We start from the raw sequence: 24,218 nt of genomic DNA, 5'->3' as shown, positions 1-24,218 counted from the left end.
AACATCAATAAACATGCTTAAGAAATTTATAGACCGGCCGGTTTTGGCTACGGTCGTGTCCATCATATTGGCTATTCTGGGCGTAATTGGCCTCAGTACATTGCCCCTCAGGCAGTTCCCGGACATAGCCCCCCCGGCAGTACAGGTTACTGCCCTGTACCCCGGCGCTAATGCCGAAACGGTGCTCCGCTCAGTAGCCCCGTCGCTTGAAGAATCGATAAACGGCGTGGAGAACATGAGCTACATGACCTCTACTGCCAGTAACGACGGTTCACTTGTTATTACCGTGTACTTTAAGCTGGGTACTGACCCTGACCAGGCTGCGGTAAACGTACAGAACCGCGTATCGCAGGCCACAAGCCAGCTTCCAGCCGAAGTTATACAGGCGGGGGTTACCACTGCCAAGCAGCAGAACAGCCTTATCATGGTAGTAGACCTTTTCAGCGAAGACGAATCGCAGTACGACCAGACGTTTTTGGCGAACTATGCCCAGATAAACATTATCCCTGAGATTAAGAGGATTCCCGGTGTGGGCCAGTCCATCATCTTCGGCGGTAATAAGGATTACTCTATGAGGGTATGGCTGAACCCAAGCCAGATGGCATCGTACAACATTACCCCACGTGAGGTAATGGCTGCAATACAGGATAAAAACCTTGAGGCTGCCCCGGGTAAATTCGGGGAAAACAGCACCCAGTCGTTTGAATACGTTATTAAATACAAAGGTAAGCTGAACAAGCCTACTGACTATGAGAACATTATAGTACGTACCAATACCGACGGCAGCATGCTGCGCCTTAAAGATGTGGCCCGTATAGAATTTGGCGCCTACACCTACGGTAACTTTACCCGTGTAAACGGCAAGCCGGGCGTTAACATCGCCGTGATGCAGCTGCCGGGTTCTAATGCCAACGAAATCCAGATAGCGATAGATAAGCTGATGGAAAAGGCATCTAAAAACTTCCCGAAAAAGGTAAAACACCTGATACTGTACAACACCAAGAACATGCTTGATGCCAGTATAGAACAGGTAGAACACACCCTAATAGAAGCCTTTATACTGGTATTCATTGTGGTATTCCTGTTCCTTCAGGATTTCAGGTCGACACTGATACCTGCCATTGCCGTTCCGGTAGCGTTGCTGGGTACGTTCTTCTTCATGTCGGTATTCGGGTTCTCTATTAACCTGCTTACACTGTTTGCACTGGTACTGGCTATCGGTATTGTAGTAGACGACGCCATTGTGGTTGTGGAAGCCGTGCACTCTAAAATGGAACACCGCCACCTGCCGCCTAAAGCAGCCACAACATCGGCCATGAGCGAAATTACCGGCGCTATCATCTCCATTACACTGGTTATGTCGGCGGTATTCCTTCCGGTTGGTTTCATGCAGGGATCTACAGGTGTATTCTACAGGCAGTTTGCTTTTACACTGGCCATAGCCATTATCATATCGGCAGTAAACGCACTTACGCTTAGCCCTGCCCTGGCTGCCCTGTTCCTTAAACAGCACGACACCAGCCACGCCGCAGAAAAAACCGGGTTCAAGGAACGTTTCTTTGCCGGGTTCAACAGCGGATTCGACAAGATTACCAACCGTTACGTAGGCAGCCTTCGCTTCCTGATCAAGAACCGTTGGGTAACCATGGCCAGCCTTGTTGTTTTAATTGCTGCCACCGTATGGATGGTACGCCGCACACCATCGGGCTTTATACCGAGTGAAGACCAAGGCTTTATAGCCATATCACTTTCCATGCCCGCAGGCACATCACTGGACCGCACTACTGAAGCCATGAAAGAAGCCGAAGACGCCCTTGCCCCTATGCAGGCAAAACGTACGCTTATGGGATTATCGGGCTTCAATATACTTACGCAATCGTCAAGCCCATCGTTCGGGGTGGCCTTCATACTCTTGAAACCATCTGACGAGCGTGGTGAAATTAAGGACATCAACGCCATTATGGATGATGCCCGCCAAAAGCTTTCGGCTATAAAAGGTGCCAACTTCTTTGTGTTCACCTTCCCTACCGTACCGGGATTCAGTAACGTAGACGGGCTTGACTTTGTACTACAGGACCGTACCGGAGGTTCACTGGGCAAATTCAGCGAAGTGGGTAACAAGTTCATTGGCGACCTGATGCAACGCCCTGAAATAGCGGTAGCATTTACCTCATTCCGTGCCGACTACCCGCAATTTGAAATGCAGGTAGACGACGTTAAGGCAGAGCAGCTTGGCGTAAGCGTAAAAGACCTTATGGCTACGGTACAGGCCTACTACGGCAGCGCCCAGGTGAGTGATTTTAACCGCTTTGGTAAATACTACCGTGTAATGGTACAGGCCGATAAAGGCACCCGTGCCACTCCGGAATCGCTGGGTGCCGTATTCGTGAAGAACCGTAACGGCGAAATGGTGCCTGTAAACACACTGGTAAAACTGGTACGTGTATACGGCCCTGAAAACGCATCGCGCTACAACCTGTTTAACTCTATGGGTATAAACGCTATACAGAAACCGGGTTACAGTTCGGGTGATGCCATTAAAGCCGTGGAGGAAGTTGCCGCACAGTCATTGCCACAGGGTTACTCATACGAGTTTTCGGGTATGACACGGGAAGAAATATCATCGGGTGGGCAGTCGGCCATTATCTTTGGCCTGAGCCTTATCTTTATATACTTCCTTCTGGCTGGCCAATACGAAAGCTATATACTGCCGCTTGCCGTAATACTGTCTATCCCTACCGGAATCTTCGGGGTGTTTGCAGCCATTGGCATAACCGGTATTTCAAACAACATTTATGTACAGGTAGCACTGGTGATGCTCATTGGCCTCCTTGCTAAAAATGCCATCCTTATTGTGGAATTTGCCGTACAAAGACGACGGGCCGGTAAGAGCCTGCTGGCAGCAGCACTTGAAGCCGCCAAGCTAAGGCTACGCCCTATCATCATGACGTCGCTGGCGTTTATTGTGGGCCTTATCCCGATGATGAGTGCCACAGGGCCATCGGCACAGGGTAACCACTCCATTAGTATCGGTGCGGCCGGGGGTATGATTTCGGGGGTAATACTGGGCTTGTTCTACATCCCTGTATTGTTCATCATCTTCCAGTATTTACAGGAAAAAGTTTCGAGCAAAACCATCGAGGAAACCGTACACGAAGGCGAATTAGAACCCGTAAAAGTAAAAGCGTAATGAAAACACAACATTTTATATATAGTGCATTGCTGGTACTGGTGCTGGCGGGCTGTAAGGTATCTAAAGATACGCCGCTGCCCCAGCCTGAGCTACCCGAAGCGTACCGCAATGCCTTCTCTAAGGACACGGCTACCATAGCCGACCTGGAATGGAAAAACTTTTTCCCCGACCCTAAGTTGCAGGAGCTGATAGGCAAAGCCATTACGGGCAACTACGACCTGCAAACGGCGGTGAAGAACATAGAAATATCAAGGCGTATGCTTACCCAGTCGAAATGGGGGCAGGTACCGCAGCTTAATGCGTATGTGAATGCCAATACCAGCATACCGTCTGAAAATAGCCTGAACGGCATCAGTATTAATAATTTCCTTAATACCAGCCATATTGAGGATTATAATACCGGGCTTTCATTTTCGTGGGAAGCCGATATTTGGGGTAAAATAAACAGCCGCAAAAAAGAAGCGCTGGCCAATTACCTGAAAACCGAAGAGGCTAAAAAAGCGGTGCAGGCCAATATTGTGGCTACCGTGGCACAGGGCTACTACAACCTGCTGATGCTGGATACACAGCTGGAAGTGGCCAAAAAGAACCTTTCCCTGAGCGAAAACACGGTGAGGGCGGTAACCTTTCAGTTCAATGCGGGACAGGTAACCCAACTTGCCGCCGAACAGGCCGAAGCACAACGCCTGCGCGCTGCACAACTGGTACCTCAGCTTGAAAAGGAAATTATACTACAGGAGAATGCACTGAGTGTGCTTACAGGTGCCCTGCCCGGTGAAATAGCCCGCAACGGCAACCTCAATACTACGGCACTACACAGCGAACTGCCTACAGGCATACCGGCAACCATGCTGAGCCACAGGCCCGATGTTAAGGCACAGGAATACGAACTGAACGCTGCAAACGCCCGTGTGGGTATAGCCAAAGCGTACCTGTACCCTGCCCTGAACATTACCGCACAGGGAGGCCTTAACTCCTTTAAGTCGGATAATTGGTTTAACATGCCTGCATCGTTGTTTGGGTTGGTAGCCGGTAGCGTTGCCCAGCCGTTAATCCAGGGTAAAAAGTTGAGGACACAATACCAGGTAGCAAAAACCGAACGTGAGAAGACGGTTATCGCCTTCAGGCAGCAGGTTCTTGTTGCCGTAAGCGAAGTTTCGGATGCATTAGCAGAAACCGAAAAGCTTAAGGAGGAAATAGCCTTTGCCCAAAACAGGGTAAACAGCCTGCAAAAAGCCGTGGGCAATGCCGATAAGCTGTTTAGCAGCGGTATGGCTACCTACCTTGAGGTGATAACTGCACAAAGCAACGTGCTGCAAAGCGAACTGGAACTTGCCGCCATAAAAAGAAACCAACTTTCAACCGAAATAAAGCTCTACAGGGCTTTAGGCGGCGGATGGAAGTAATGGTGTTTAATTGATGTTTATTGAGGGTGCTGCCCGGTGTTAAAGCCGGGCAGCTTTCCTTTTTTATACCTATCGTGTGGGCAAATATTATCTAAAAGCGATTCTCTTTTTGGGCGTTGATTTTTACCACGAAGGACACAAGGTTTTTCACAAAGGACACAATTTCTTTGAAAGCGTATAATATAATATGTACACCAGGGCTTTCCTTCGGAAAACAAAAAGTACACAAAGCAATTTGTGCTTACAGACCTCGATTTTACAAACAATATTAAAGCTTACTAAAAGAGTTTTAGCTCCAGAGGAGCGGCATGTTTATAGAAAAATCTATCAGGGGTTTTAAGGAGTTCCGGATGAACGGCACATAATCATGAAGATATGCCGTTCCTCCGGAACTCTGCTCACTCTTACGCTTCAAATTGCTATAAACATGCCACCCCTCCGGGGTTCTGTGGTTACAAATACTGAGCAGAGTATTGTATAAATAAAAACGGACAGGTAACTGCGAAAATAACTACTGCGTTATCTTAAACTTCTCTTCCTCAAGATCTATCTGCTTCAGGAATTTGCGGATAATTTCTTCGTTAATATTACGGTTGGTTTTATTGATGCTGATGAGCTGCTTACGCTGCCTTTCAAAGATTTCGCGTTGTATTTTTACGTCAATTTCGCTGTCGTGGCTGTTGTTCAGGTCATAATAATCTTTCCAGTACACCACCATATCATTAAGGCAGTCATCGCTCACGGTTTTCCCCACAGAACATTCTTCAAGGTAGGCCAGTGATGCTTTAGAAAGCTCCTGTTTCAGGTAACCTTCAGTCTCCTCTTCCGAAAGGTGGTCCTGAAAATTCGGCATCCCTACTTTTTTAATCACCCAGGGCAACGTAAGCCCCTGCAATACCAGCGTGGCAAGTATCACCACAAACGTTATGTACAGTATAAGGTTGCGGTGCGGGAATGGCATACCGTTATCGAGCGTTACGGGTATGGAAAGCGCCGCCGCAAGTGAAACCACCCCACGCATGCCTGCCCAGCCCAGTGCCAGTGGGCCTTTAAAACCGGGGTTCCTGTCGGCTACGGTAATAAAATGAGCTGCTACCCAGGTGGTAACCACAGCCCCGTATGCAGCTATCATCCTGCCTACTACAAGCACTCCCGTTATGATTAACCCGTATATTGTAGCTTCATAAAAGCTTACGCCTTCATTCCTGAGGCCTGCAGTGATTTCAGGCATGTCAAGCCCTATAAGCAGGAATACCAACCCGTTTAGCAGGAATACCATGCTTTGCCACACGTTTTCGCTACGCAAACGCGACGAACTGGTAAGGAAACTGTGCCTGTTGTACGATAAAAACAGGCTACCGGCCACTACTGCCAGCACACCCGATGCGTGCACTTCTTCCGCAGCTATGTACATGGCATAGGGTGTAACAAGGGTTAGTATGATATCCATATTGGCATCGGTAGGCAATATTTTATGTATTTTGATAAAAATGAAGCCGACTAACAGCCCCATGATTACACCGCCAATTACCATCCATACAAAGCTAAATACAGCATTGTACCATATAAACTGCCCCGTAGCCACAGCAATCATGGCAAATCGGAAGATGATAAGCGATGAAGCGTCATTCAGCAGGCTCTCCCCTTCCAGTATGGACGACATGCGTTTTGGCACCTTTACAAACTTCAGGATGGCCCCAGCGCTTACGGCATCGGGCGGCGATACTATACCGCCCAGCAGCAGGCCTATAGCCAGCGAAAAACCGGGGATTATATAGTTGGCCACCAGTGCCACAGAAACCGCTGTGAAAAATACCACCACCACGGCAAAGCTGCCTATAATGCGGCGCCAGTGCCATAGCTCTTTCCAGGAATTTGACCATGCAGCCTCATATAATATCGGCGGCAGGAAGATTACAAATATCAGTTCGGGTTTTATTTCGAGGGCGGGTATACCGGGTATAAAACTGATGAGTACCCCGGCGATGACGAGCAGTACCGGGTAGGCTACTTTTATTTTATCGGCAAGCATTATCAGCAGCAGTATTACTACCACCAGCCCTAAATAAAACGGGAAATGTTCCAGCATAGATGTGTGTGATTGAATTTGTACGCACCACAAATATAAGATAATGCTGTAACAAAATAAAAAGACCTTTTAGCAACCTCATTAAGGTACCGATATAAAAAACCTCCTGTTAAAGTTAGGCTTGAGTATAATTGCAAAATTGGTTAAACTGTTATTTACCTTTCTTTTTGCTGTTCTTCAGTATCTTTTTTTCATCACCATCCAGCTTACGCTGTAGCTTTTTTACATCTTCAGCAGCAGGCAGGTTTTCAGGTACAATACCGCGCTTGGTTAACATTTCACGAACAGCAAGGTTATTATCTATATGCTCCCGCTCTATTTTGGTTTGTCCTTTAAGGTCTTTACTTTGCACGTTAAGACCAGTCATTTCAGCAGCAAGGTCTTTTGCTTTAATACTTATTGTTGGTAAAAAATCGGCTACAGGACGACTCTCCGGTATACCCATTTTCTTTTTCATCATTTGGGTATTTAGCCTAAACAAAGCTTGGTCACCTTTACTTCTTATGACAGCAAAACCCTGCCCATCAACACCACGCTCATATAATATCCCTGATAATTGCTTTTCTGTTTGGCTTAGTTTTTCTCTGGCTTTAACACGTTCGTTTTCCAGTAGGCGTTGCTCTACAAGTTCCGCACGGCGTGTTTGTACTGCAAAGTAATTCTGTGCAAAAGCAATTTCCTGTTTTCTGCTGTCGCCATTCTGAGCCACAAGGTAACAGGCATATCGGGTAAGAGCAATATCGCTTATTGCCCTTTCGGCTTCTGAGCCAATGCCTACCATTTTCCTGACGTCAGGAAAATGGTTCTCAATTTGTTCTCCAGCATTTCTACAAGCATCTTTAGCCTTTTGTATAACTTTCTCAAAATTCTCCCATTTGCTGTAGCCTAATAGCTGCTGTAATTCTCTTGCGCTCCAGCATTCTATCCCCTCAAGTTCAGCAGCTGCCTCCTCAAATTGTTCAAAAAGCTGTTTTATTTCTTCTGATTTCATTTTTACTATTTTTTGGTGGTTAGTTTTAGTTGTTAATTAATTCCTGGCAATTGAATACAATTTTAAGGAATATCAACAGTATCTTTGTTTTTAGGGCTTTTCAAAGATAATTAATTTGACATGGTTTTGAAGCAGAAAACGAAATTTCAAAACACACACAAATCATCTCATTTTTCAACCAATCATTTCAAACTGTTTTTAAATGAAACGAAATTTTGTGCATTGGAACAATTTGAACAAAGATTGACACACCACTATAGAAACACTTCACACCATAATAGGCTACTTTAGCAAAGGAGAAGGGATTTTAAACAAAAACAGTATGAATTTTAAACTGGCGGCTTTAGTTATTTTAACAACATTTTCATTTAAAACAGTGAGTGCCCAAGGTGCTAAAACCTTTAAGACTTCTTATTACGAGGGCGAAAACTATACAGGTAAATCATCTGGTTGTACAGTTGGCACGTCAAATTTCCCATACGTTGGGTCAGGTTATCTTGATATGGGAGGAAACGGTTCATATGTGGAATGGAATAACATATATAGTGCAACAGCGGGAGACTATACCTTATTAATTAAATATGCCAATGCAGGCGGAACAAATCGCCCCTGCACATTAACCGTAAATGGTGCCGTAGTGAAAGACGTACAATTTCCGTCATATTTTGATGACTGGCACTATTACCGGGTAGACAGGGTAACCGTGCACCTTAACGCGGGGAACAATACCATTAGGCTTTCGGCCAACACTTCAAACGGAGGCCCTAATATAGACAACATTGCTGTTTCTGGTGATGACGGGCTTTGCACTCCTACGGGGACTAAATATAACGTGAAAAATTATGGAGCAAAAGGTGACGGAAAAACAAATGATACAAAAGCCATACAGGCAGCCATAGATGCCTGCGGCGATGGTGGATCTGTAGTGCTATCAGACGGAACCTATATGTCTGGGCAAATAAGGTTAAAATCAAACATGACCTTATGGATTGACCGTACGGCAATACTGAAAGGCATGCAGGATAATTCCCTATACCCGGCCATAGCACAGCATGCAGATAATGCAAATGTGTGGTTGCCCGGTGTCCTTGGCGGTGGCGGCTGGGAACTGAAGGAGGCCTTTGTATATACTGAAGGGGCAAACAATGTAACCATTGCCGGCGGTGGTGTGATTGACGGTAACGGAGATTGTACGATTTGGGATAATACCAAAGATGAAACGCTACGGCCAATGGCCTTGTACGTTGCCTATTGTAATAATGTAAGGGTTGCCAATATAGACATAGTGAACAGTGCCATGTGGGACTTTGTCATTTTAGAATGTAATACCGTAATAGTAGATGGAATCAACATAAATACTTCGGCATATGGCGTAAATAAAGACGGTATTGATATTTGTGATTCCCATGATGTAAGCATTACTAACAGCACCATCTTATGTCAGGACGACGCCATTTGCCCCAAGAGCGGTTCGGCAAAAGGGGTGCATAATATGACGATTAAAAATGTTACAATAAATGGCACCACAGGCAATAAGATAAAATTTGGTACCCTAACGTATGGCGCTTTTACCAACTGTTTGCTTCAGGATATAGCCATTAACGGATCAGGGAGGGCTGGTTTATGCGCCATTTCACTACAAGGACTGGATGGCGCCGATTTTTCTAATATTACTTTCGATAAGATAAATTTACAGACCTCAGCAAACGCCTTTTTCATATTACACGCTGCCGGAAAACGGGGCCACAGGCCAAAAGGCGCCCCGGCAAAAACCGGCAGTATCAGAAATATCAGATTTTCAAATTTAGATTTCAGGGATATTACCGACAATGTAGGCAGTTGTATCAGCGGTATAAACCTGGATGGTACTGTTTATAAAGTGAAGGATGTTACCTTTGATAATGTAAAAGTCCATCCGTTTAAAGGTGGTGCAACTTCTGTCCCCGAAAAACCCGGTGAATATACAGGGAATTACCCCGAATACAGTGTTTTCGGCATGCTTCCGGCATGGGGATATTACATAAGGTATGCAGAGCAGATTAATTTTATAAATTGCAGCCAAACCGTAGCACCGGCAGATAAAAGGCAGGCAATAGTACGGGAAGAATAAGCTCTCATAGCATTACATATTTTAGCAAGGCATTGGATAACCAAAGCTAAAATCAGGGTAAATAAAAACCGGTTACATTGTTATAAAACAGCAATGTAACCGGTTTTTATTATTGTACTGTTTATGATATTTTGCGGCTGCTATTTACCTACCAGGAAACAAAGCAGAGCGGCGCTTACCTGCAAAATAGCGCTCATAGAATTATTTTTTTCATAGGTTACAAATTATGCCTGGGTTTAAAATTATATAACTTTTGAATTGGAGTTAATATAAATTTTCAGGATGTAAGAGGCTTATACGCAGGCACAAGGAGTTTCATTAACAACCATGCTGCGACATAGGCTACCGAACAAAAGGTAAACACAATGCTGTACCCCGTTTCAATATGGCCCTGCGCACCGTAATAATCGAACAGCGCACCACTGGTTTTGGATATCATAACACCACCGATGCCGCCCAGCATCCCCCCTATACCTACCACCGAACCCAATGCAGATTTAGGAAACATATCACTTACGGTAGTAAGCAGGTTGGCGCTCCAAGCCTGATGCGCCGCAGCGCCACAGCCAATAAGTAATATGGGTATCCACACCGACAGTGCTCCTAATGGCTGCGCCCCCAGGATAAGCAATGGAAAAAGCGCGATAATGAACATCGCCCGCATGCGCCCGCTGTATGGGCTAAGGCCTCTCTTTATAAAATACATCGGGAGCCATCCCCCTGTAATGCTTCCCACCATACTAAGGGTGTAGACTGTGGCAAGAGGGAGCATGACTGCTTCCCCTACGATACCGTATTGTACTTTCAAATAGGCGGGCAACCAAAAAAGGAAAAACCAAAATACACCATCCGTCAACATTTTGCCAACGGCAAAAGCCCACGTTTGGCGGTAAGTAAGCAGGCGTGCCCAACCTAATTGTTGTTTTGGTTCATCGTCCGCTTGCCCCATTGTGCTTTCCTCACCGGTATTAATATACTCCAGTTCCGCAGCAGAGAGCCGCTTTTGGTGCTGAGGCTTTTCATAAAAAACAAGCCAAAAGGCCAACCAGGCAAAACCGATAATCCCGACAAGGATAAAAGCGGCTTCCCAGCCCCAATGGCTGTATATCCAGGGGATTGTTAATGGAGCCAATACGGCACCGATATTCGCCCCCGAATTGAAAATACCCGTGGCAAGTGAGCGTTCTTTTTTGGGAAAATACTCCGCTACCGCCTTGATTGCTGCCGGGAAATTTCCTGCTTCCCCAAAAGCCAGTAGCCCGCGGCTCAGGATAAATCCCGATACGGACACCGATAAAACTGACATTCCCAGAAAACCCAGGGTAGCCGAAATAAATTCACCTAACGGAATGGCAAGTGCATGCACCATTGCCGCCAGCGACCATATTATTATGGACCAGGCATAACCCCACTTCGTATCCAGCCAATCCACCAATCGCCCGGCAAAAAGCATGCTGAGGGCATAGGCGAATTGAAATACAGCGGTTATGTTTGCATAGTCACTGTTGCTCCATCCGAAAATATCTTCAAGATAGGGCTGTAACAGGCTTAACACCTGCCTGTCGAGGTAATTTATGGTAGTGGCTACAAAAAGTAAGGCACAAATCGTCCAGCGGTAGCTTCCACCGCTTTTAATATTTCCGTCTTGCATAATAGATGATTTAACTTTTATATGTATGGGATAAAGGCATTACCTATCCTTTACAATGATTTAGCAAAGGCGACAGCAGCCCCCACGTCACGGGTTATTGCAGTTGTATCGTAAGTGCCGTCGGGCAGGGTTTTAAATAATGAAGATCCTATACCGACACAATATGCACCGGCATCAAACCAGCTGCGCAGGCTCTCCTCATCGGGTTCTACTCCCCCTGTGGGCATAATGCTGGACCAGGGCATAGGACCTTTTACCGCCTTAATGAATCCGGGGCCTCCTACCTGCATTGCGGGGAACAGTTTTACTACTTCCGCACCCAGCTCTTCAGCCTGAGAGATTTCAGTAACTGAGCCACAACCGGGCAGCCATGCTACCTTACGGCGGTTACACACTTTCGCTATATCGGGGTTAACCAACGGCGATACGATAAAATTAGCCCCCAACTGAAGGTACAGAGCCGCTGTAGGGGCATCACAAACCGATCCGATACCAAGCATCATACCGGGCAACTCGCGTTGTGCATAACGTTGTAATACCGCGAATACCTCATGTGCGTTATCGCCCCTGTTTGTAAATTCAAAAACCCGTACACCACCCCCATAGCATGCCTTAATTATGTTTATGCATACATCGGCATCATGATGGTAAAAAACCGGGATTATGCGTGTCTCCCGCATGTATTCGAATACCTTAATCCTGCTGTATTGTGCCATATTTAATTATTATCGTTTTATGCGTCCGCCACTTCCGCCTTGTATAAGTTCCATGATTTCATCTGTGCTGCAAAGGTTTACATCGCCCTGTATGGTGTGTTTTAGCACACAGGCAGCATTGGCAAAGCGCAGGGCAGCCTCATCATTATAGTTGCGAAGCCCGTACAACAGACCTGCCGCGAAAGCATCACCCGTCCCTATCCTGTCTACCGCATGTGCTATTTCAATCTCCTCTGTTTTGTAATACGTAGTACCATCCCAGGCCTGCGAATAAATCTTCTGGTGTGTGGCACTTATACCCGTGCGTATTTTATCAAACACCTTACGGATGCCTGAGTAGCGTCCCATCAATTCCTTGGATGCAGCAATGAAACCCGCTTCGGTTTGTGGAAAACCTGCTTCCATTATCTCGTTGATTTCGTTTACACCCCCGATAAAAATGTTGCTCAAGGCTACAAGTTCAGACAATACCTCACGGCCCTCACGCCCATATTGCCAGAGGTTACTTCGATAGGCAGGGTCTGCGCTTACCAGCACCCCTTTGTGGTTAGCTGTTTTAAGCCCCTTAAGCAGCGTTTGGTAAGCACCTTCGCTGATTCCCGGTGAGATACCTGTCCAATGCAGAAAATCGGAATTGTGCAACGCAACATCCCAGTCGACCTGCTCCGGGGCTATATGGGCAAAGGCCCCAAACAACCTGTTATAGGCAATACGGCTGGCGCGGCTCCCGCTTCCCTGCTCTAGGAAATACAGTCCCTGGGGATGATTTACCCTTTGGATAAATGAAGTATCAATGCCATACCCCATCACAGCAGACAATGCTGCATCTCCCACAAAATCATTGCTCACGGCACTGATGTGGCGTACCGGAAGGCCGAACTGTGACAGCGATGCGGCCACATTCAATTCTGTACCTCCAAAGTAAAATTCAAGGGAACGGCTTTGTTGCATCTTTAAATAACCCGGCGGTGAAAGCCGGAGTATGATTTCACCGAAAGTGACAATGCTTTTGCTTTTATCCATATATTTTGTTTTGTAGAAACCGTATTATTTTGTCCGGCCTATTCGTTTGACGGTTTCCCTATTGTTGCCAGTATACCGCCATCTACATAAATAATTTGCCCTGTTACAAAATCGCTGGCTTTAGAAGAAAGGAATACCACAGTCCCGGCAAGGTCTTCCGGGTTGCCCCAGCGCCCGGCAGGTGTACGGCTGATAATAAAGTCATTGAAAGGATGTCCATCCACACGTATTGGCTCCGTCTGTGAGGTAGCAAAATAACCCGGGCCTATGCCGTTTACCTGCACATTATAACGCCCCCATTCGGTCGCAAGATTTTTGGTAAGCATCTTAAGCCCACCCTTTGCAGATGCGTAGGCACTTACATTATCGCGCCCCAGTTCGCTCATCATAGAACATATATTAATCACCTTGCCCGAACCTCTTGCCACCATACCCTTACCTATGAGCTTACTCATAATAAATACACCTACAAGGTCCACGTCAATGACCTTACGGAAGTCTTCTACTTCCATATCCAGCGCCATAACACGCTTTATAATCCCGGCATTGTTAACCAAAATATCAATGGCACCATGCTCTTTTTCCATAAGGGCTACGTTTTCAGCCGCAGCAGCCTCATCCGTTACGTCAAATACATAACCATGTGCGCTATAGCCTTTACTACGGTAATACTCCAGTGATTCATCGAGGTTACTTTGTGCATTGCTCGTAATGATCAGTGCCGCACCTGCTGCTGCCAAACCTTCGGCCATGGCCATGCCCAGGCCGTGTGTGGCTCCGGTCAGTACCGCATTTTTCCCGTGTAGGTCAAATAAACTCATACTCTTACTTTCTTATTAATTTGTGATTTATTTTTATTTAAGGCGGTCCGGCGCTACTACATCCATATCGCCATAATCAAGGTTTTCACCCGCCATGCCCCATACGAAGGAATAGTTGCTGGTTCCGCACCCGGAATGGATGCTCCACTCCGGCGAAATAACCGCCTGCAGGTTTTTTAGGAAAATATGGCGTGTTTCTTCGGGTTGCCCCATAAAGTGACATACCGCCTGCCCGTGCGGCACATCAAAATAGCAATAGGCTTCCATCCTTCTGTTATGCGTGTGCGCCGGCATGGTATTCCATACACTACCCTCGTGCAATTCGGTAAGCCCCATCTGTAGCTGGCATGTAGATAATACACTGTTTACCAGTAGTTTGTTAATGGTACGCCTGTTTGAGGTTGTAACGTCTCCCAACTCTACAATCTCGGCCTCATCGCGCCCCACTTTTCTGGTTGGATAAGAGGTATGTGCCGGAGCCGAATTGAGATAAAAATACGGTTGCCCTGCTCCCGTGGCAGTAAACGTTATATCTTTCGCACCACGGCCGATATAGAGCGCTTCTTTTTTCTGTAATTCATAGGAAATGCCATCTACAGTAACAGCTCCTGCATCCCCTAAGTTAATGATGCCCAGTTCCCGGCGCTCCAGGAAGTATGCCGATTTAAATTCCTCAGGCGGTAATAGCGTAAGGGCATCATTTAAAGGCACCGCCCCACCGATAACATAGCGGTCGTACATGGTATAAATAAGACTGATTGTATCAGGAAGGAAGATATCATCGGCAAGAAAATGTTCCCTCAGCTTTGTGGTGTCATATGATTTTACATCCTCAGGATGATGTGAATATCTAATTTGTGTGCGCGTCATAGTATATTATTTTGAAGTGAGTTCCTTTTCCAGTTCCTCCAGCGATTTTCCTTTTGTTTCCGGCATCATCTTATATACAAAAAGCAATTGTAATACCATCAGGAGCCCAAAGAGCCCAAATACCTGCCACGGTTCGAAAGCATTGATTAGTATGGCACCGAAGAGTGTTACAAGGGCTGCAAAAACCCAGTGCACGCTCGAACCGAACGATTGCCCGGCTGCACGTACCTTATTGGGGAAAATTTCGGAGATAAACACCCAGATTACAGCTCCCTGCCCTATGGCGTGTGAGGCAATGAACAAAAGGATGAAGGTTAAATTAAACAGCGCTGAAGCGCCCGAGTAAAATCCGTAAGCCACCATCAGAAGGCTGACAATGTAGCCATAGGAACCCCAATACATGAGCCGTTTGCGGCCTACCCTGTCTATTAAGTACATGCCAAAAAAGGTAAACAACAGGTTTACGACTCCGATAGCAATGGAACTGAGTAGGGACTCTGAAGAGGCAAATCCCGCCTTTTCCAATATCTCCGGAGCATAATACAATATAAAATTGATCCCAGAGAGCTGATTGAAGGTGGCAATCAGAAATGCCAGTATAAGCGGGAATGTATAACGCTTTGAGAAAAGCCCGTCTGTATTAGCCCCACTGCTATAATAGTCGGCTTTAATGTCTTCGAGTGTTGAAAGCGCTTCGGGCCCGGCAGCTGTTTTTTTAAGTACATCAAGGGCTTTTTGTTCGTCTTTTTTATGGCTGAATAACCAGCGTGGGCTTTCCGGCACACCGAACATCAGTACAATATATACCACCGAAGGTACCGCTACGGCGCCCATCATAAAACGCCAGTCGTTATCCCCTCCCACACCTTTGAGTAAAAAGTTAGAAAGGTAGGCCACCACAATACCGAAAACTATATTAAACTGGTATAACGTACCCAGTGTACCCCTGTTTTTTGGCGACGATATTTCTGATATGTACGTGGGCGCCGCTATAGAAGATATGCCTACACCAAGGCCACCTACAAACCGAAAAAAAGAAAATGTATAGGGTTCCGGCGCAAAGGCACACCCTAACGCTGAAATAAGGTACAGGAACCCGATAACAATAAGGGTATTTTTACGGCCATACTTATCGGTGGGATATCCTGCTATAAGCGCTCCGGCTACTGTGCCCCACAGGGCCATTGACATGATGAACATGCCATGAAACCATTCTGAGGTGTGCCACAATTCTTTAATGGGCAGGTTAGCCCCCGATATTACAACAGTATCAAACCCGAATAAGAATCCGGCGATAGCTACCACTATCGAATAATATAATAATTTACTTTTCATGGGTTTAAGTCCTTTCTGGAATATTTTATGCTTGCTAATTGGTTACTCCGTTTTCTTAAATGTGATGCCTTCGGTATGTTCACCTATAAAGACATTGGCTATATCGCCTGTTTTAAACCATTTTGGTTTGCCCGGCATATCATCATAAATAAGCTGCCCGTTTATTTCCAGGTTTTCAAACACAATGTTCTTTACTTTCCGGCTTTCGTCATAACCTGCGATTACAGACATATTAGCGCGGTTTCCTGTGTAGCTTATATTTTTGAAGAAAATATTTTCTACTCCCTTGCCCGGCGAGGTACAGTATTTTTGGTTGTAAAAAACCCGTATGTTAACCAGCTGGCCACGACGGAAGTCTTCAATTCTTATGTTTTCAAAAATTATGTTCCGTATCAGGTTACTGTCTCCCGCATCTATGGCCATACATCCCTGATAATCTATTTGTACCTCCTGATGGTCAAGAATATCTATATTACTGTAAGTTATGTTTTCTATTACATCATGGTTAGGGGTACTGCCGTGGGTACCTATCATTATGGGATGTGCCACATCGGCCCACAGGGTTGAGTTTTTCATAACAATGTTATTACAACCTCCTGTAAACTCCTTCCGGGTGGCATACACCGTAGTACAATCATCAGAATTGCGGTTAAAAACCCTATCATAAGTTACATTATTGGCAGCCATTACATTCATGCCGTCTCCCCAGTTAAAATAGCTTATGGTTTTTACGTTATTGATTTTCACACCATCAGATCCGCCAACCAGGCATTGCGATGCAAAAAGGCCGTCTATCTCCACATTTTTAGAAAAAGCCACGCGTATGCCCAGCCTCACATCCTGGTCTATTATGCCACTTCCGTATACTTTTACGTTTTGTGCGTTGTCAATATTTATCTGCCCTTTTATAAACGCCCCACCGGCTATATAAACCTGTTGGTTGCTCTTTACATCCAGCTTACCTTCAGGTAAAACATGTATCCCCGGGCCGAAGTAAATAAAATTACCTGCCGTCTTTTTCTTTTTAGGTACAGGCTTCAGTGGGTTTGCAAACAGGTGCAGGTTATGAAAAATATCACCATTGGTCTCTATTGATAAATTAGAAGGGGTATCAAGCCGGAAAACAAGGGTTTTGTTCCCCTCCCTGGTAAATGGTATGTTATATGAAAGCGGGCGTATACGGGCCGTTTCTATATCCCCGGCCGTGGTAACCGACACCTCGCACACCCCTGAAAAATCAAAATAGGCCATAGATGCCACCTGTGGTTTGTAGCTAAGCCCCTCTACCTGCATTACTTTTATAGCGTAAACAGGTACAACTTTCCAATCTTTCCCCTTGCTGCGTACTTTTACTATAAAATCAGTATTCAGGTTAACGCCGTCAGGAGCCGGATATACTGCAAGTTCATCTTTTAAAGGTTGTGAAAACCCTGACACGGCGCAAAACAGGACCAGAAGTGTATATGAAAGTTTTATTTTTAAATGGCGTATCATACTAATTGTTTTCTACGATTTTTTGCTGCGATTGGTTAAACTTCCTAAGCCTTAATAAAGCCTCGGCATAATAGTAATCGGCATAATTTATAGAAGTGTCTATTTCACCCCCGGCCGGTTTATGCCCGGTAGAATGCAACAGGAATGCTGTATTCTCACTTCCGCTGCGATAATTTTTTGAAAGTTCGGCCAACATTTGCTGCGCCTTTTCAAAATATTCTTTCTTTAGGGAAGCATCATCAGTAAATGCCGACAGTTCTATCAAAGCCGATGCGACAACTGCTGCTGCAGAAGCGTCACGTGGCGCTTTCGGAATGGCTGGGTCGTCAAAATCCCAGTACGGAATAAGGTCTTTCGGTAACCTGTCAAGATAAACCTTTGTAACCTTATGCGCAAAATCCAGGAATTTTGGGTCTTTGGTTTCGCGGTATACCATAGTATAGCCGTAAATGGCCCAGGCCTGGCCACGCGCCCACATACTGTTGTCATTGTATCCCTGATGGGTAACACCTTTTATCTTCTTACCCGTCTCCCTATCGTATACCACCACATGGTAAGAGGTATTATCTGCACGAAAATGATTTTTCATAGTTACATCGGCATGGCTTACTGCAATGTCATAAAGCTTTTTACTGCCGCCATTTTTTGAAGCCCAGAAGAGCAGCTCCAGGTTTATCATGTTATCCATTATGGTATTGTGCTGTGGCCACTCCATATTAGGTACCTCACGGGGCCAGCTGAGTATGGTGCCTACTTTAGGATTGTATAGTGTTGCCAACGTATCGGCTGTCCTGAGGAGTACCTCTTTATATTCAGCTTTTTTTGTAAGCCTGTAGCCGTTACCAAAACTGCACATTACCTGAAATCCAAGGTCATGGTCCGTAGCAGGGGAAAGCGACAACGGGGTAAGGTATTCGGTAAAGCGCCCTGCTTCCTTCTCAAATTCCTTTTTACCGGTAAACTCATACATATACCAAAGTGTACCCGGCCAGAAACCACTGGTCCAGTCCTTATAGTCTGTATACCGCCACTTTGATGTTCCGGGAACAATGCTGCGCGGAAGGCTGTCTTGTGCAGGCAGCAGTTTAAGTGTTTTTAGTGCTTGGGTACTACAATATTCAAGTTCCGAATCAGTGTTAAAACTTTCTGTTTGTGTCTCCTGTGCCTTAGGCCCGCAGGAAACCAACATGATTAATGCCAAAAACGAAACCACATGTTTACTTACTTTCATTTTATTGTCAATTTACTTTCTTCATAATTTCCTGTATACAGGATCTGGATTGGGGAATTCGGTTTGAACACCGGCTTATACTTTCCTGATACAATACCGGTGCTATTCTATATTTACTTTTTAAAATGCCAGTACACCGTATAGCGTTCTTTGTGGATAGCATACAATGGTGCCAGGTTTATACTGGTGTTTTTTATAGTAAAATCAAGCCCTGCCCCTGTGCGTACAATAGCTTTCAATGCCGAATTTCCGGGCAGGTCAACTTCATTTGTTAAACCATCTGGTACATTGTAACTATAGGTATAGTAGTCGTTATACAATTGCGGATTACTGTAAGGTGCCGGTGCCATCATTCCCTCAGTTCCCTGCCTGCCTGCCAGTACAAGTGGGCCATACATTATTGCTGCAGTTTGCGGGTCATCCTTGGTTACATCAAGATGTAATGATAGTGGGAGTACTACTTCAATTACATCTCCTTTCTTCCATTGCTGCTCTATTGAAATGTAACTGCCCGGCAAACTTTTTACTTTCTGCTTTTTCCCGTTAACCTTAACTTCTATCCCCGAAGTTGCCCATGAAGGATACCTTACATATATAGGAAATTTGGTTCCGTCAGCTTCGGTTATCGTCAGTTTGGTGTTTCCGTTTTCCGGAAATATCGTTTCCTGTTTAAGGGCAAAGCCTTTCTCTTTCCAGGATAGTACCGATGGTATGAACAGGTTTATATACAGCCCATTTTGCGAATGCGCGTAAATAAACTCATTGTATTTTGCCTGGTTTTCAAATCCCGTGCCCACACAACACCAAAATGAATTAAGCGGTGTACTGTATACCTTATGTGCCCCGGGCATCATAGGCAAAAAATACGCTACCATACCGTCTTCAGGGTTTTGCTGGCCCAGTATATGGTTGTACAGGGCGCGCTCATAGTAATCCGAGTATACAGCAGAGGGCTTAATACCAAAAAGATGGCGCGTAAGCTTCAGCATGTTATAAACATTGCACGACTCGCCGGTATAGCCACTCAGGTGGCCTGCTATATTATCAGGCCCGAAGAATTTTTCCTTATCACTGTTACTTCCTGTGGCAAAACTGTGGTGATTAATAACTGTATTCCAGAAAAAATCGGGTATTTCAAGATTTTTTACGTCTCCCCCAATCTCATAATCACGTGCAAGTCCTATAAGTTTTGGAATGTAAGTGTTGGCATGTTTGCCTTTAAGAATATCTTCCTTCTTTGCCAGCGGATCCAGTACCTCGGCATGGTAAAAAAACTCCGCAAGGTATTTGGCTTTTTCACTTCCGGTGATTTCATACAGGGTATAAAAGGAATCGTTCATACCGCCGAATTCATTTTTCAGCATATTTTCACGCTGTTGTGGGGTAAGGGCAGATAACTTATCATAAGCCCAGTTTACCATACCGTTTACAACCTCCAGCGCTTTAGTATTGTTACAATACAAATACTGGTCTGTAAGGCCAGAGTAAAGCTTGTGCAGCGTATACCATGGTGCCCACACACTTTTGCGTTGAATAGCCCTGTCGATAAGGTGTTGCGGAAAAGCCCCCAGGTAACCGTTTTGATTAAGTGCTATCTGCACCTCGGCAAGGCCACTTACAAGTGAATCTGCTTTGGCCTTATAACGCTCATCGCCTGTTGAGGCATACAGCAGCGCAAGCCCGGAAAGGATATGTCCGGTACTGTGGCCGCGCAGGTCACAATCCAGCGATTCCCAACCTCCAAGTTTAGGCGTAACAAAATACCCTCCTTCCTTACCGGTAAATACGCCGGCATTATTGCGGAAACTATGCAGCAGGCTCTCTGTTTTTATAGAAAGTATCCATTTACTCTCCCGAAGCATATTATCCTTAAAGGGGCTATCCAAAAGCCTTACATCCTGCAGGTCAAAACCCTGTACGGTTACCCTTTTGGTATCGTCTATTTTTAATTGCCCCCTGTGCTGCCCCGGATAGTGAGACTGGGCCACAGCCATAAAGGGAAACAGCGCAGCAAGTAACAGCTTGTGCATAGTATTTTTCTTCATCTATTTTGTGATATAAAAAGTTCGTTCTACCGGCATCGCCGACTTCCATTTCCCTGCTATGCCATACTGCCATGCCACAATGGTAACTTTAACCGGATAACTCGCCCGCAAGGGTACAGGCGTAAAGCATATCCTGTCGCTATCAACATACGCAGGACCTTCCTTTACATAATAATATACAGGTAAGCCCGAAGTGCTTACAGCCTTAAGCAATAACGGGTTGCTGCCTTCCCTAGCATCATTTATTTCAGGAAAAGTAATCTCTTGTGGACTGCCTTCTAAGTTGCTGACAGGAAAACGAAGGTTTAGCTGTTGTACAGCGCTTTTATAGTTTTCATCGCCTTCGTTATGGGCCAAAAGCCATATATCGCCGCTACGCTTGGGGTTATTAAGGCCCATCCGGTAAAAGTCTAACCTGAATACTGTATCGTTTATCTTTTTCACAGGGCCACAAATCCTGTCTATTGTAAGCCTTGTTTTTGCGTGGCTTTGTACAGGCTGCACTTTTGTTGAATCTGAAAAAAAGGCATTAACTGTAAAGCTCACACCATCGTCCATCGGCTTAAAACCCAACTGGTAATTTGCATGCGTCTTCACAGGACTCAGCACTACACCTTGCTGCTGTAGCCCAATATATTGCTGCTGCTTACCCCTTGCTGTAGCATAATAATTTTCAGTTTCTTTGGCATGTTGCTTATCAAAATACCATGTGGCAACTGTCCTGTCGCCCTTATACACATCATACCGGGCTGCAACATCCTGTGGAAGGCTATCTTTATGCCAACGGTCACCCAGCCAGCCTTGCTGCGGCACTATTTTTCTCAGTAGCGGCCAGCCGTTTCCATCTTTTTTCACGGTAAGCCTGCTGTTAGCAGCTTTTACTATATAATCGGCTATGTACTTCACCAGCATGTCTGAACTATCAAAGTGCCCGTGCCCTGCATCGGCAAAAAAAGTTATCGTGCTTTCAGGATGCTTTTTTATATAGCTAAAACCGGGCTTTAAACGGTCTTCCCACCATTCATACTCGCCCATAATAAACAGTGCCGGTATACCGTCAATATCACGCATCTGCCAGTCAGGGTTAGGTTTTCCACTGCCCGTAAGGTTTGTTTGCGGGGCATCACCATGTACGGAAATTATGGCCAGCGTACGGCTGTTGTTAAACGCAGCAAAATTCCAGGGGTAACTGGCATAGGCTGAATGCCCTATAGGTATTACCGGCGCAGATTCAAGCTCATTATACCCCGAAACCTTAGCAAATTCCTTCAATATATAATCAAACACGGTACTGTCTTTTTCAGGGTTATATACCATGGCAAAACCGGGGGTAACCCAAATTTCGGCAAGGCCGGCCTCAGCCATTTTTTCCCTGAAATAGGTGTGTTCCAGTATGCCTTCCTCGCTCATATTGTGCTGCGCCATAACCACGCCCCTTATCTGCTTACAACGTTCCGGCACCCATAAAAATGCAAGCGGCGCAGTACCGGTTTCATCAGAAACCACCGGGGTTACGGGTATACTCCATTGCCAGGCCGCATGTTGTGCGTACAACCCACATGTAATTACCAAAAAGAATATACAGGTTAATCTTTTCATTTACTTTGTTACTTTAAACCAATCAAAATCGGCATAGCCACCTAACCTAACATCAGTTTCGCTTACACAGAAAATCCCCATTTTGGCACTAATCCAAAGGTCTTTTTTAGCTTTAAAGCCCTTTCCGGCAGCTATAAAGTGCGTCCCGTCCGTACTGTAACTAAAAGCACAGGTACCCTCCGGTGATTTTACCTCCATCCGCAGGTATACCTCATTTGTGGTGAGCGTTTCCTCAAAGACTATTTTTTCAGGGTTTCCTTTCACAGCATCCGCACATTCCACCTGCCTTATCTTATATTTCCCGTCGGCATATACAATCCCCACGTAAGCGTAAGATTCTCCCATCATAATAAGGCCGGCGGTTTTACCCTGGGTATCCCATTCTGTGGTAAGCTTTACTTTGGTTGTAGTTGTAAAATCAGGCGCCGGCAATTTCTGGAGCAATAAGTTCGGTGCATCCCAAAGGTTAGGCAACCCATTTTTACTCCTGGCAAAAAGCCTCAGGTAATCGGTACCGGGTATCTGTGCGCTCCATTTTACTGATGGGTTGGCATACCATTGCCACTGCAGCCCCGGCGCTCCGTTATCAAATCCATCACTTTCCCCTGGGGTTATGATATGGTTTGCAGCCACAGGTTTTTGCCATGAGGCTACCGGCTCTCCTATCCCATTACCATCAACATCATTACCTATTACAGGCCATCCTTCCTGCCATTCCATAGGTTGGAGGTGCAGTACGCGGCCGTATATGCCCTGATCCTGAAAATGCATAAACCAGTGTTTGCCATCGGGGGCATCAACCCACGCGCCTTGGTGTGGGCCATTTACCTTTGTACTGCCTTGTTCCAATACAACTTTTGACTCATAAGGGCCATAAATACTTTTAGACCTCATGGCCAGCTGCCAACCGGTTTCTACGCCACCTGCAGGTGCAAAAATGTAGTAGTAACCGTCTCTTTTATATAATTTAGGCCCCTCAAGTGTATGGTTATCGCCATGCCCGTCAAATACATTGCGTCCGTCATCCAGTACTTTTGTGCCTTCTGCGTTCATAGCGTGCAATGTAAGCAAGCTGTTTACCCCGGCCCTGCTGCCTGCCCATGCGTGTACCAGATATGCCTTATCACCATCCCACAACGGGCATGGGTCTATAATGCCCTTACCTTCCAAGACTAATATCGGTTTAGCCCAAGGCCCTTTTATATTGTCAGCAGTCACTACATATACCCCAAAATCAGGGTCGCCCCAATAGATGTAGAAGCGCTTGTTATGGTACCTGAGCGAAGGCGCCCACACACCTTTACTGTGTTGGGGTTTGGCATATAGTTCTTCCGGTACCTGCCTTTCAAGCGCATAACTTATGATCTGCCAGTTTACCATGTCCTTCGAATGCAGTATCGGTAAACCCGGAGTGCAGTTAAAGCTACTGGCAGTCATGTAGAAATCTTCACCAACCCTTATTACATCTGGGTCGGAATAATCAGCATACAGCACCGGGTTTGTATAAGTTCCGTTGCCTTTATCTGCCACCCAAACCTCAGAAACATAGTCCTGTACCACAGGACTCTCAGGCACCTGGGTAGTCTTGCACCCCGTTAAAACCAGTAAAACCAATAGCTGTAGTTGTATACCAATGCCTTTCAT

The 24,218-nt window shown here is 45.6% G+C and carries 16 protein-coding genes; 3 read left to right on the top strand and 13 right to left on the bottom strand.

Annotated elements, in window-relative coordinates:
• Positions 1-13 precede the first annotated feature (13 nt).
• Together ACZIX4_RS03885 and ACZIX4_RS03880 are read left to right on the top strand one after the other, a co-directional pair.
• The gene (locus tag ACZIX4_RS03885; protein WP_463334299.1) at positions 14-3,190 is read left to right on the top strand and encodes an efflux RND transporter permease subunit; all 3,177 of its coding nucleotides are present in this window, start codon (positions 14-16) and stop codon (positions 3,188-3,190) included.
• Complete coding sequence (locus ACZIX4_RS03880) at positions 3,190-4,599, top strand: efflux transporter outer membrane subunit (protein WP_463334298.1); 1,410 nt, start codon at positions 3,190-3,192, stop codon at positions 4,597-4,599. The genes ACZIX4_RS03885 and ACZIX4_RS03880 overlap by 1 nt, the downstream gene beginning before the upstream one ends.
• 511 nt (positions 4,600-5,110) lie before the next feature.
• On the opposite strand, the gene ACZIX4_RS03875 is transcribed toward ACZIX4_RS03880, so the two are convergent.
• A complete protein-coding gene (locus ACZIX4_RS03875) occupies positions 5,111-6,688 on the bottom strand; it encodes a Na+/H+ antiporter (protein ID WP_463334297.1) in 1,578 nt (525 codons plus the stop codon).
• Positions 6,689-6,839: 151 nt separating this feature from the next.
• Entirely contained in the window at positions 6,840-7,679 is an 840-nt protein-coding gene (gene dinD, locus ACZIX4_RS03870; RefSeq protein WP_463334296.1) for a DNA damage-inducible protein D, read from the bottom strand.
• 322 nt (positions 7,680-8,001) lie between these two features.
• On the opposite strand from dinD, the gene ACZIX4_RS03865 reads away from it, so the two are divergent.
• On the top strand, positions 8,002-9,789 hold the full coding sequence (locus ACZIX4_RS03865) for a glycosyl hydrolase family 28 protein (protein WP_463334295.1): 1,788 nt from the start codon (positions 8,002-8,004) through the stop codon (positions 9,787-9,789).
• A gap of 277 nt (positions 9,790-10,066) precedes the next feature.
• Here the strand turns inward: ACZIX4_RS03865 and ACZIX4_RS03860 are convergent, their stop codons facing one another.
• From ACZIX4_RS03860 to ACZIX4_RS03810, 11 genes are all read right to left on the bottom strand, one after another.
• Positions 10,067-11,440 (bottom strand): MFS transporter, encoded by a 1,374-nt coding sequence (locus ACZIX4_RS03860; RefSeq protein WP_463334294.1) that lies wholly within the window; start codon positions 11,438-11,440, stop codon positions 10,067-10,069.
• Between the two features lie 50 nt (positions 11,441-11,490).
• Positions 11,491-12,156, bottom strand: coding sequence for a bifunctional 4-hydroxy-2-oxoglutarate aldolase/2-dehydro-3-deoxy-phosphogluconate aldolase (locus ACZIX4_RS03855; protein ID WP_463334293.1), 666 nt, complete (start codon positions 12,154-12,156; stop codon positions 11,491-11,493).
• Between the two features lie 9 nt (positions 12,157-12,165).
• A complete protein-coding gene (locus ACZIX4_RS03850) occupies positions 12,166-13,179 on the bottom strand; it encodes a sugar kinase (protein WP_463334292.1) in 1,014 nt (337 codons plus the stop codon).
• A gap of 38 nt (positions 13,180-13,217) precedes the next feature.
• Positions 13,218-14,000: a gluconate 5-dehydrogenase gene (locus ACZIX4_RS03845; RefSeq protein ID WP_463334291.1), complete on the bottom strand. Its 783-nt coding sequence runs from the start codon at positions 13,998-14,000 to the stop codon at positions 13,218-13,220.
• A 33-nt stretch (positions 14,001-14,033) separates the two neighbouring features.
• On the bottom strand, positions 14,034-14,870 hold the full coding sequence (gene kduI, locus ACZIX4_RS03840) for a 5-dehydro-4-deoxy-D-glucuronate isomerase (protein ID WP_463334290.1): 837 nt from the start codon (positions 14,868-14,870) through the stop codon (positions 14,034-14,036).
• A 6-nt stretch (positions 14,871-14,876) separates the two neighbouring features.
• Positions 14,877-16,205, bottom strand: coding sequence for a sugar porter family MFS transporter (locus tag ACZIX4_RS03835; protein WP_463334289.1), 1,329 nt, complete (start codon positions 16,203-16,205; stop codon positions 14,877-14,879).
• Between the two features lie 42 nt (positions 16,206-16,247).
• Positions 16,248-17,699, bottom strand: coding sequence for a glycoside hydrolase family protein (locus tag ACZIX4_RS03830; protein WP_463334288.1), 1,452 nt, complete (start codon positions 17,697-17,699; stop codon positions 16,248-16,250).
• Position 17,700: 1 nt separating this feature from the next.
• Complete coding sequence (locus tag ACZIX4_RS03825) at positions 17,701-18,930, bottom strand: glycoside hydrolase family 88 protein (protein WP_463334287.1); 1,230 nt, start codon at positions 18,928-18,930, stop codon at positions 17,701-17,703.
• A 113-nt stretch (positions 18,931-19,043) separates the two neighbouring features.
• Positions 19,044-20,975: a glycoside hydrolase family 127 protein gene (locus ACZIX4_RS03820; protein WP_463334286.1), complete on the bottom strand. Its 1,932-nt coding sequence runs from the start codon at positions 20,973-20,975 to the stop codon at positions 19,044-19,046.
• Entirely contained in the window at positions 20,976-22,574 is a 1,599-nt protein-coding gene (locus ACZIX4_RS03815; protein ID WP_463334285.1) for a hypothetical protein, read from the bottom strand.
• A complete protein-coding gene (locus ACZIX4_RS03810) occupies positions 22,575-24,218 on the bottom strand; it encodes a glycoside hydrolase family 43 protein (RefSeq protein ID WP_463334284.1) in 1,644 nt (547 codons plus the stop codon). It lies immediately after the preceding gene.

The organism is Flavobacterium niveum (assembly GCF_055231775.1).
The sequence above is the reverse complement of the archived record's forward strand: the minus strand, read 5'-3'. Positions and strand labels throughout refer to the sequence as shown.

What these genes read in the sequence shown, in the direction of transcription:
- ACZIX4_RS03820 (WP_463334286.1), bottom strand. Translation starts at nt 20,975, where the DNA reads ATGAAGAAAAATACTATGCACAAGCTGTTACTTGCTGCGCTGTTTCCC.
- ACZIX4_RS03885 (WP_463334299.1), top strand. Translation starts at nt 14, where the DNA reads ATGCTTAAGAAATTTATAGACCGGCCGGTTTTGGCTACGGTCGTGTCC.
- ACZIX4_RS03875 (WP_463334297.1), bottom strand. Translation starts at nt 6,688, where the DNA reads ATGCTGGAACATTTCCCGTTTTATTTAGGGCTGGTGGTAGTAATACTG.
- ACZIX4_RS03830 (WP_463334288.1), bottom strand. Translation starts at nt 17,699, where the DNA reads ATGATACGCCATTTAAAAATAAAACTTTCATATACACTTCTGGTCCTG.
- kduI (WP_463334290.1), bottom strand. Translation starts at nt 14,870, where the DNA reads ATGACGCGCACACAAATTAGATATTCACATCATCCTGAGGATGTAAAA.
- ACZIX4_RS03860 (WP_463334294.1), bottom strand. Translation starts at nt 11,440, where the DNA reads ATGCAAGACGGAAATATTAAAAGCGGTGGAAGCTACCGCTGGACGATT.
- ACZIX4_RS03880 (WP_463334298.1), top strand. Translation starts at nt 3,190, where the DNA reads ATGAAAACACAACATTTTATATATAGTGCATTGCTGGTACTGGTGCTG.
- dinD (WP_463334296.1), bottom strand. Translation starts at nt 7,679, where the DNA reads ATGAAATCAGAAGAAATAAAACAGCTTTTTGAACAATTTGAGGAGGCA.
- ACZIX4_RS03835 (WP_463334289.1), bottom strand. Translation starts at nt 16,205, where the DNA reads ATGAAAAGTAAATTATTATATTATTCGATAGTGGTAGCTATCGCCGGA.
- ACZIX4_RS03825 (WP_463334287.1), bottom strand. Translation starts at nt 18,930, where the DNA reads ATGAAAGTAAGTAAACATGTGGTTTCGTTTTTGGCATTAATCATGTTG.
- ACZIX4_RS03865 (WP_463334295.1), top strand. Translation starts at nt 8,002, where the DNA reads ATGAATTTTAAACTGGCGGCTTTAGTTATTTTAACAACATTTTCATTT.
- ACZIX4_RS03845 (WP_463334291.1), bottom strand. Translation starts at nt 14,000, where the DNA reads ATGAGTTTATTTGACCTACACGGGAAAAATGCGGTACTGACCGGAGCC.
- ACZIX4_RS03815 (WP_463334285.1), bottom strand. Translation starts at nt 22,574, where the DNA reads ATGAAAAGATTAACCTGTATATTCTTTTTGGTAATTACATGTGGGTTG.
- ACZIX4_RS03810 (WP_463334284.1), bottom strand. Translation starts at nt 24,218, where the DNA reads ATGAAAGGCATTGGTATACAACTACAGCTATTGGTTTTACTGGTTTTA.
- ACZIX4_RS03850 (WP_463334292.1), bottom strand. Translation starts at nt 13,179, where the DNA reads ATGGATAAAAGCAAAAGCATTGTCACTTTCGGTGAAATCATACTCCGG.
- ACZIX4_RS03855 (WP_463334293.1), bottom strand. Translation starts at nt 12,156, where the DNA reads ATGGCACAATACAGCAGGATTAAGGTATTCGAATACATGCGGGAGACA.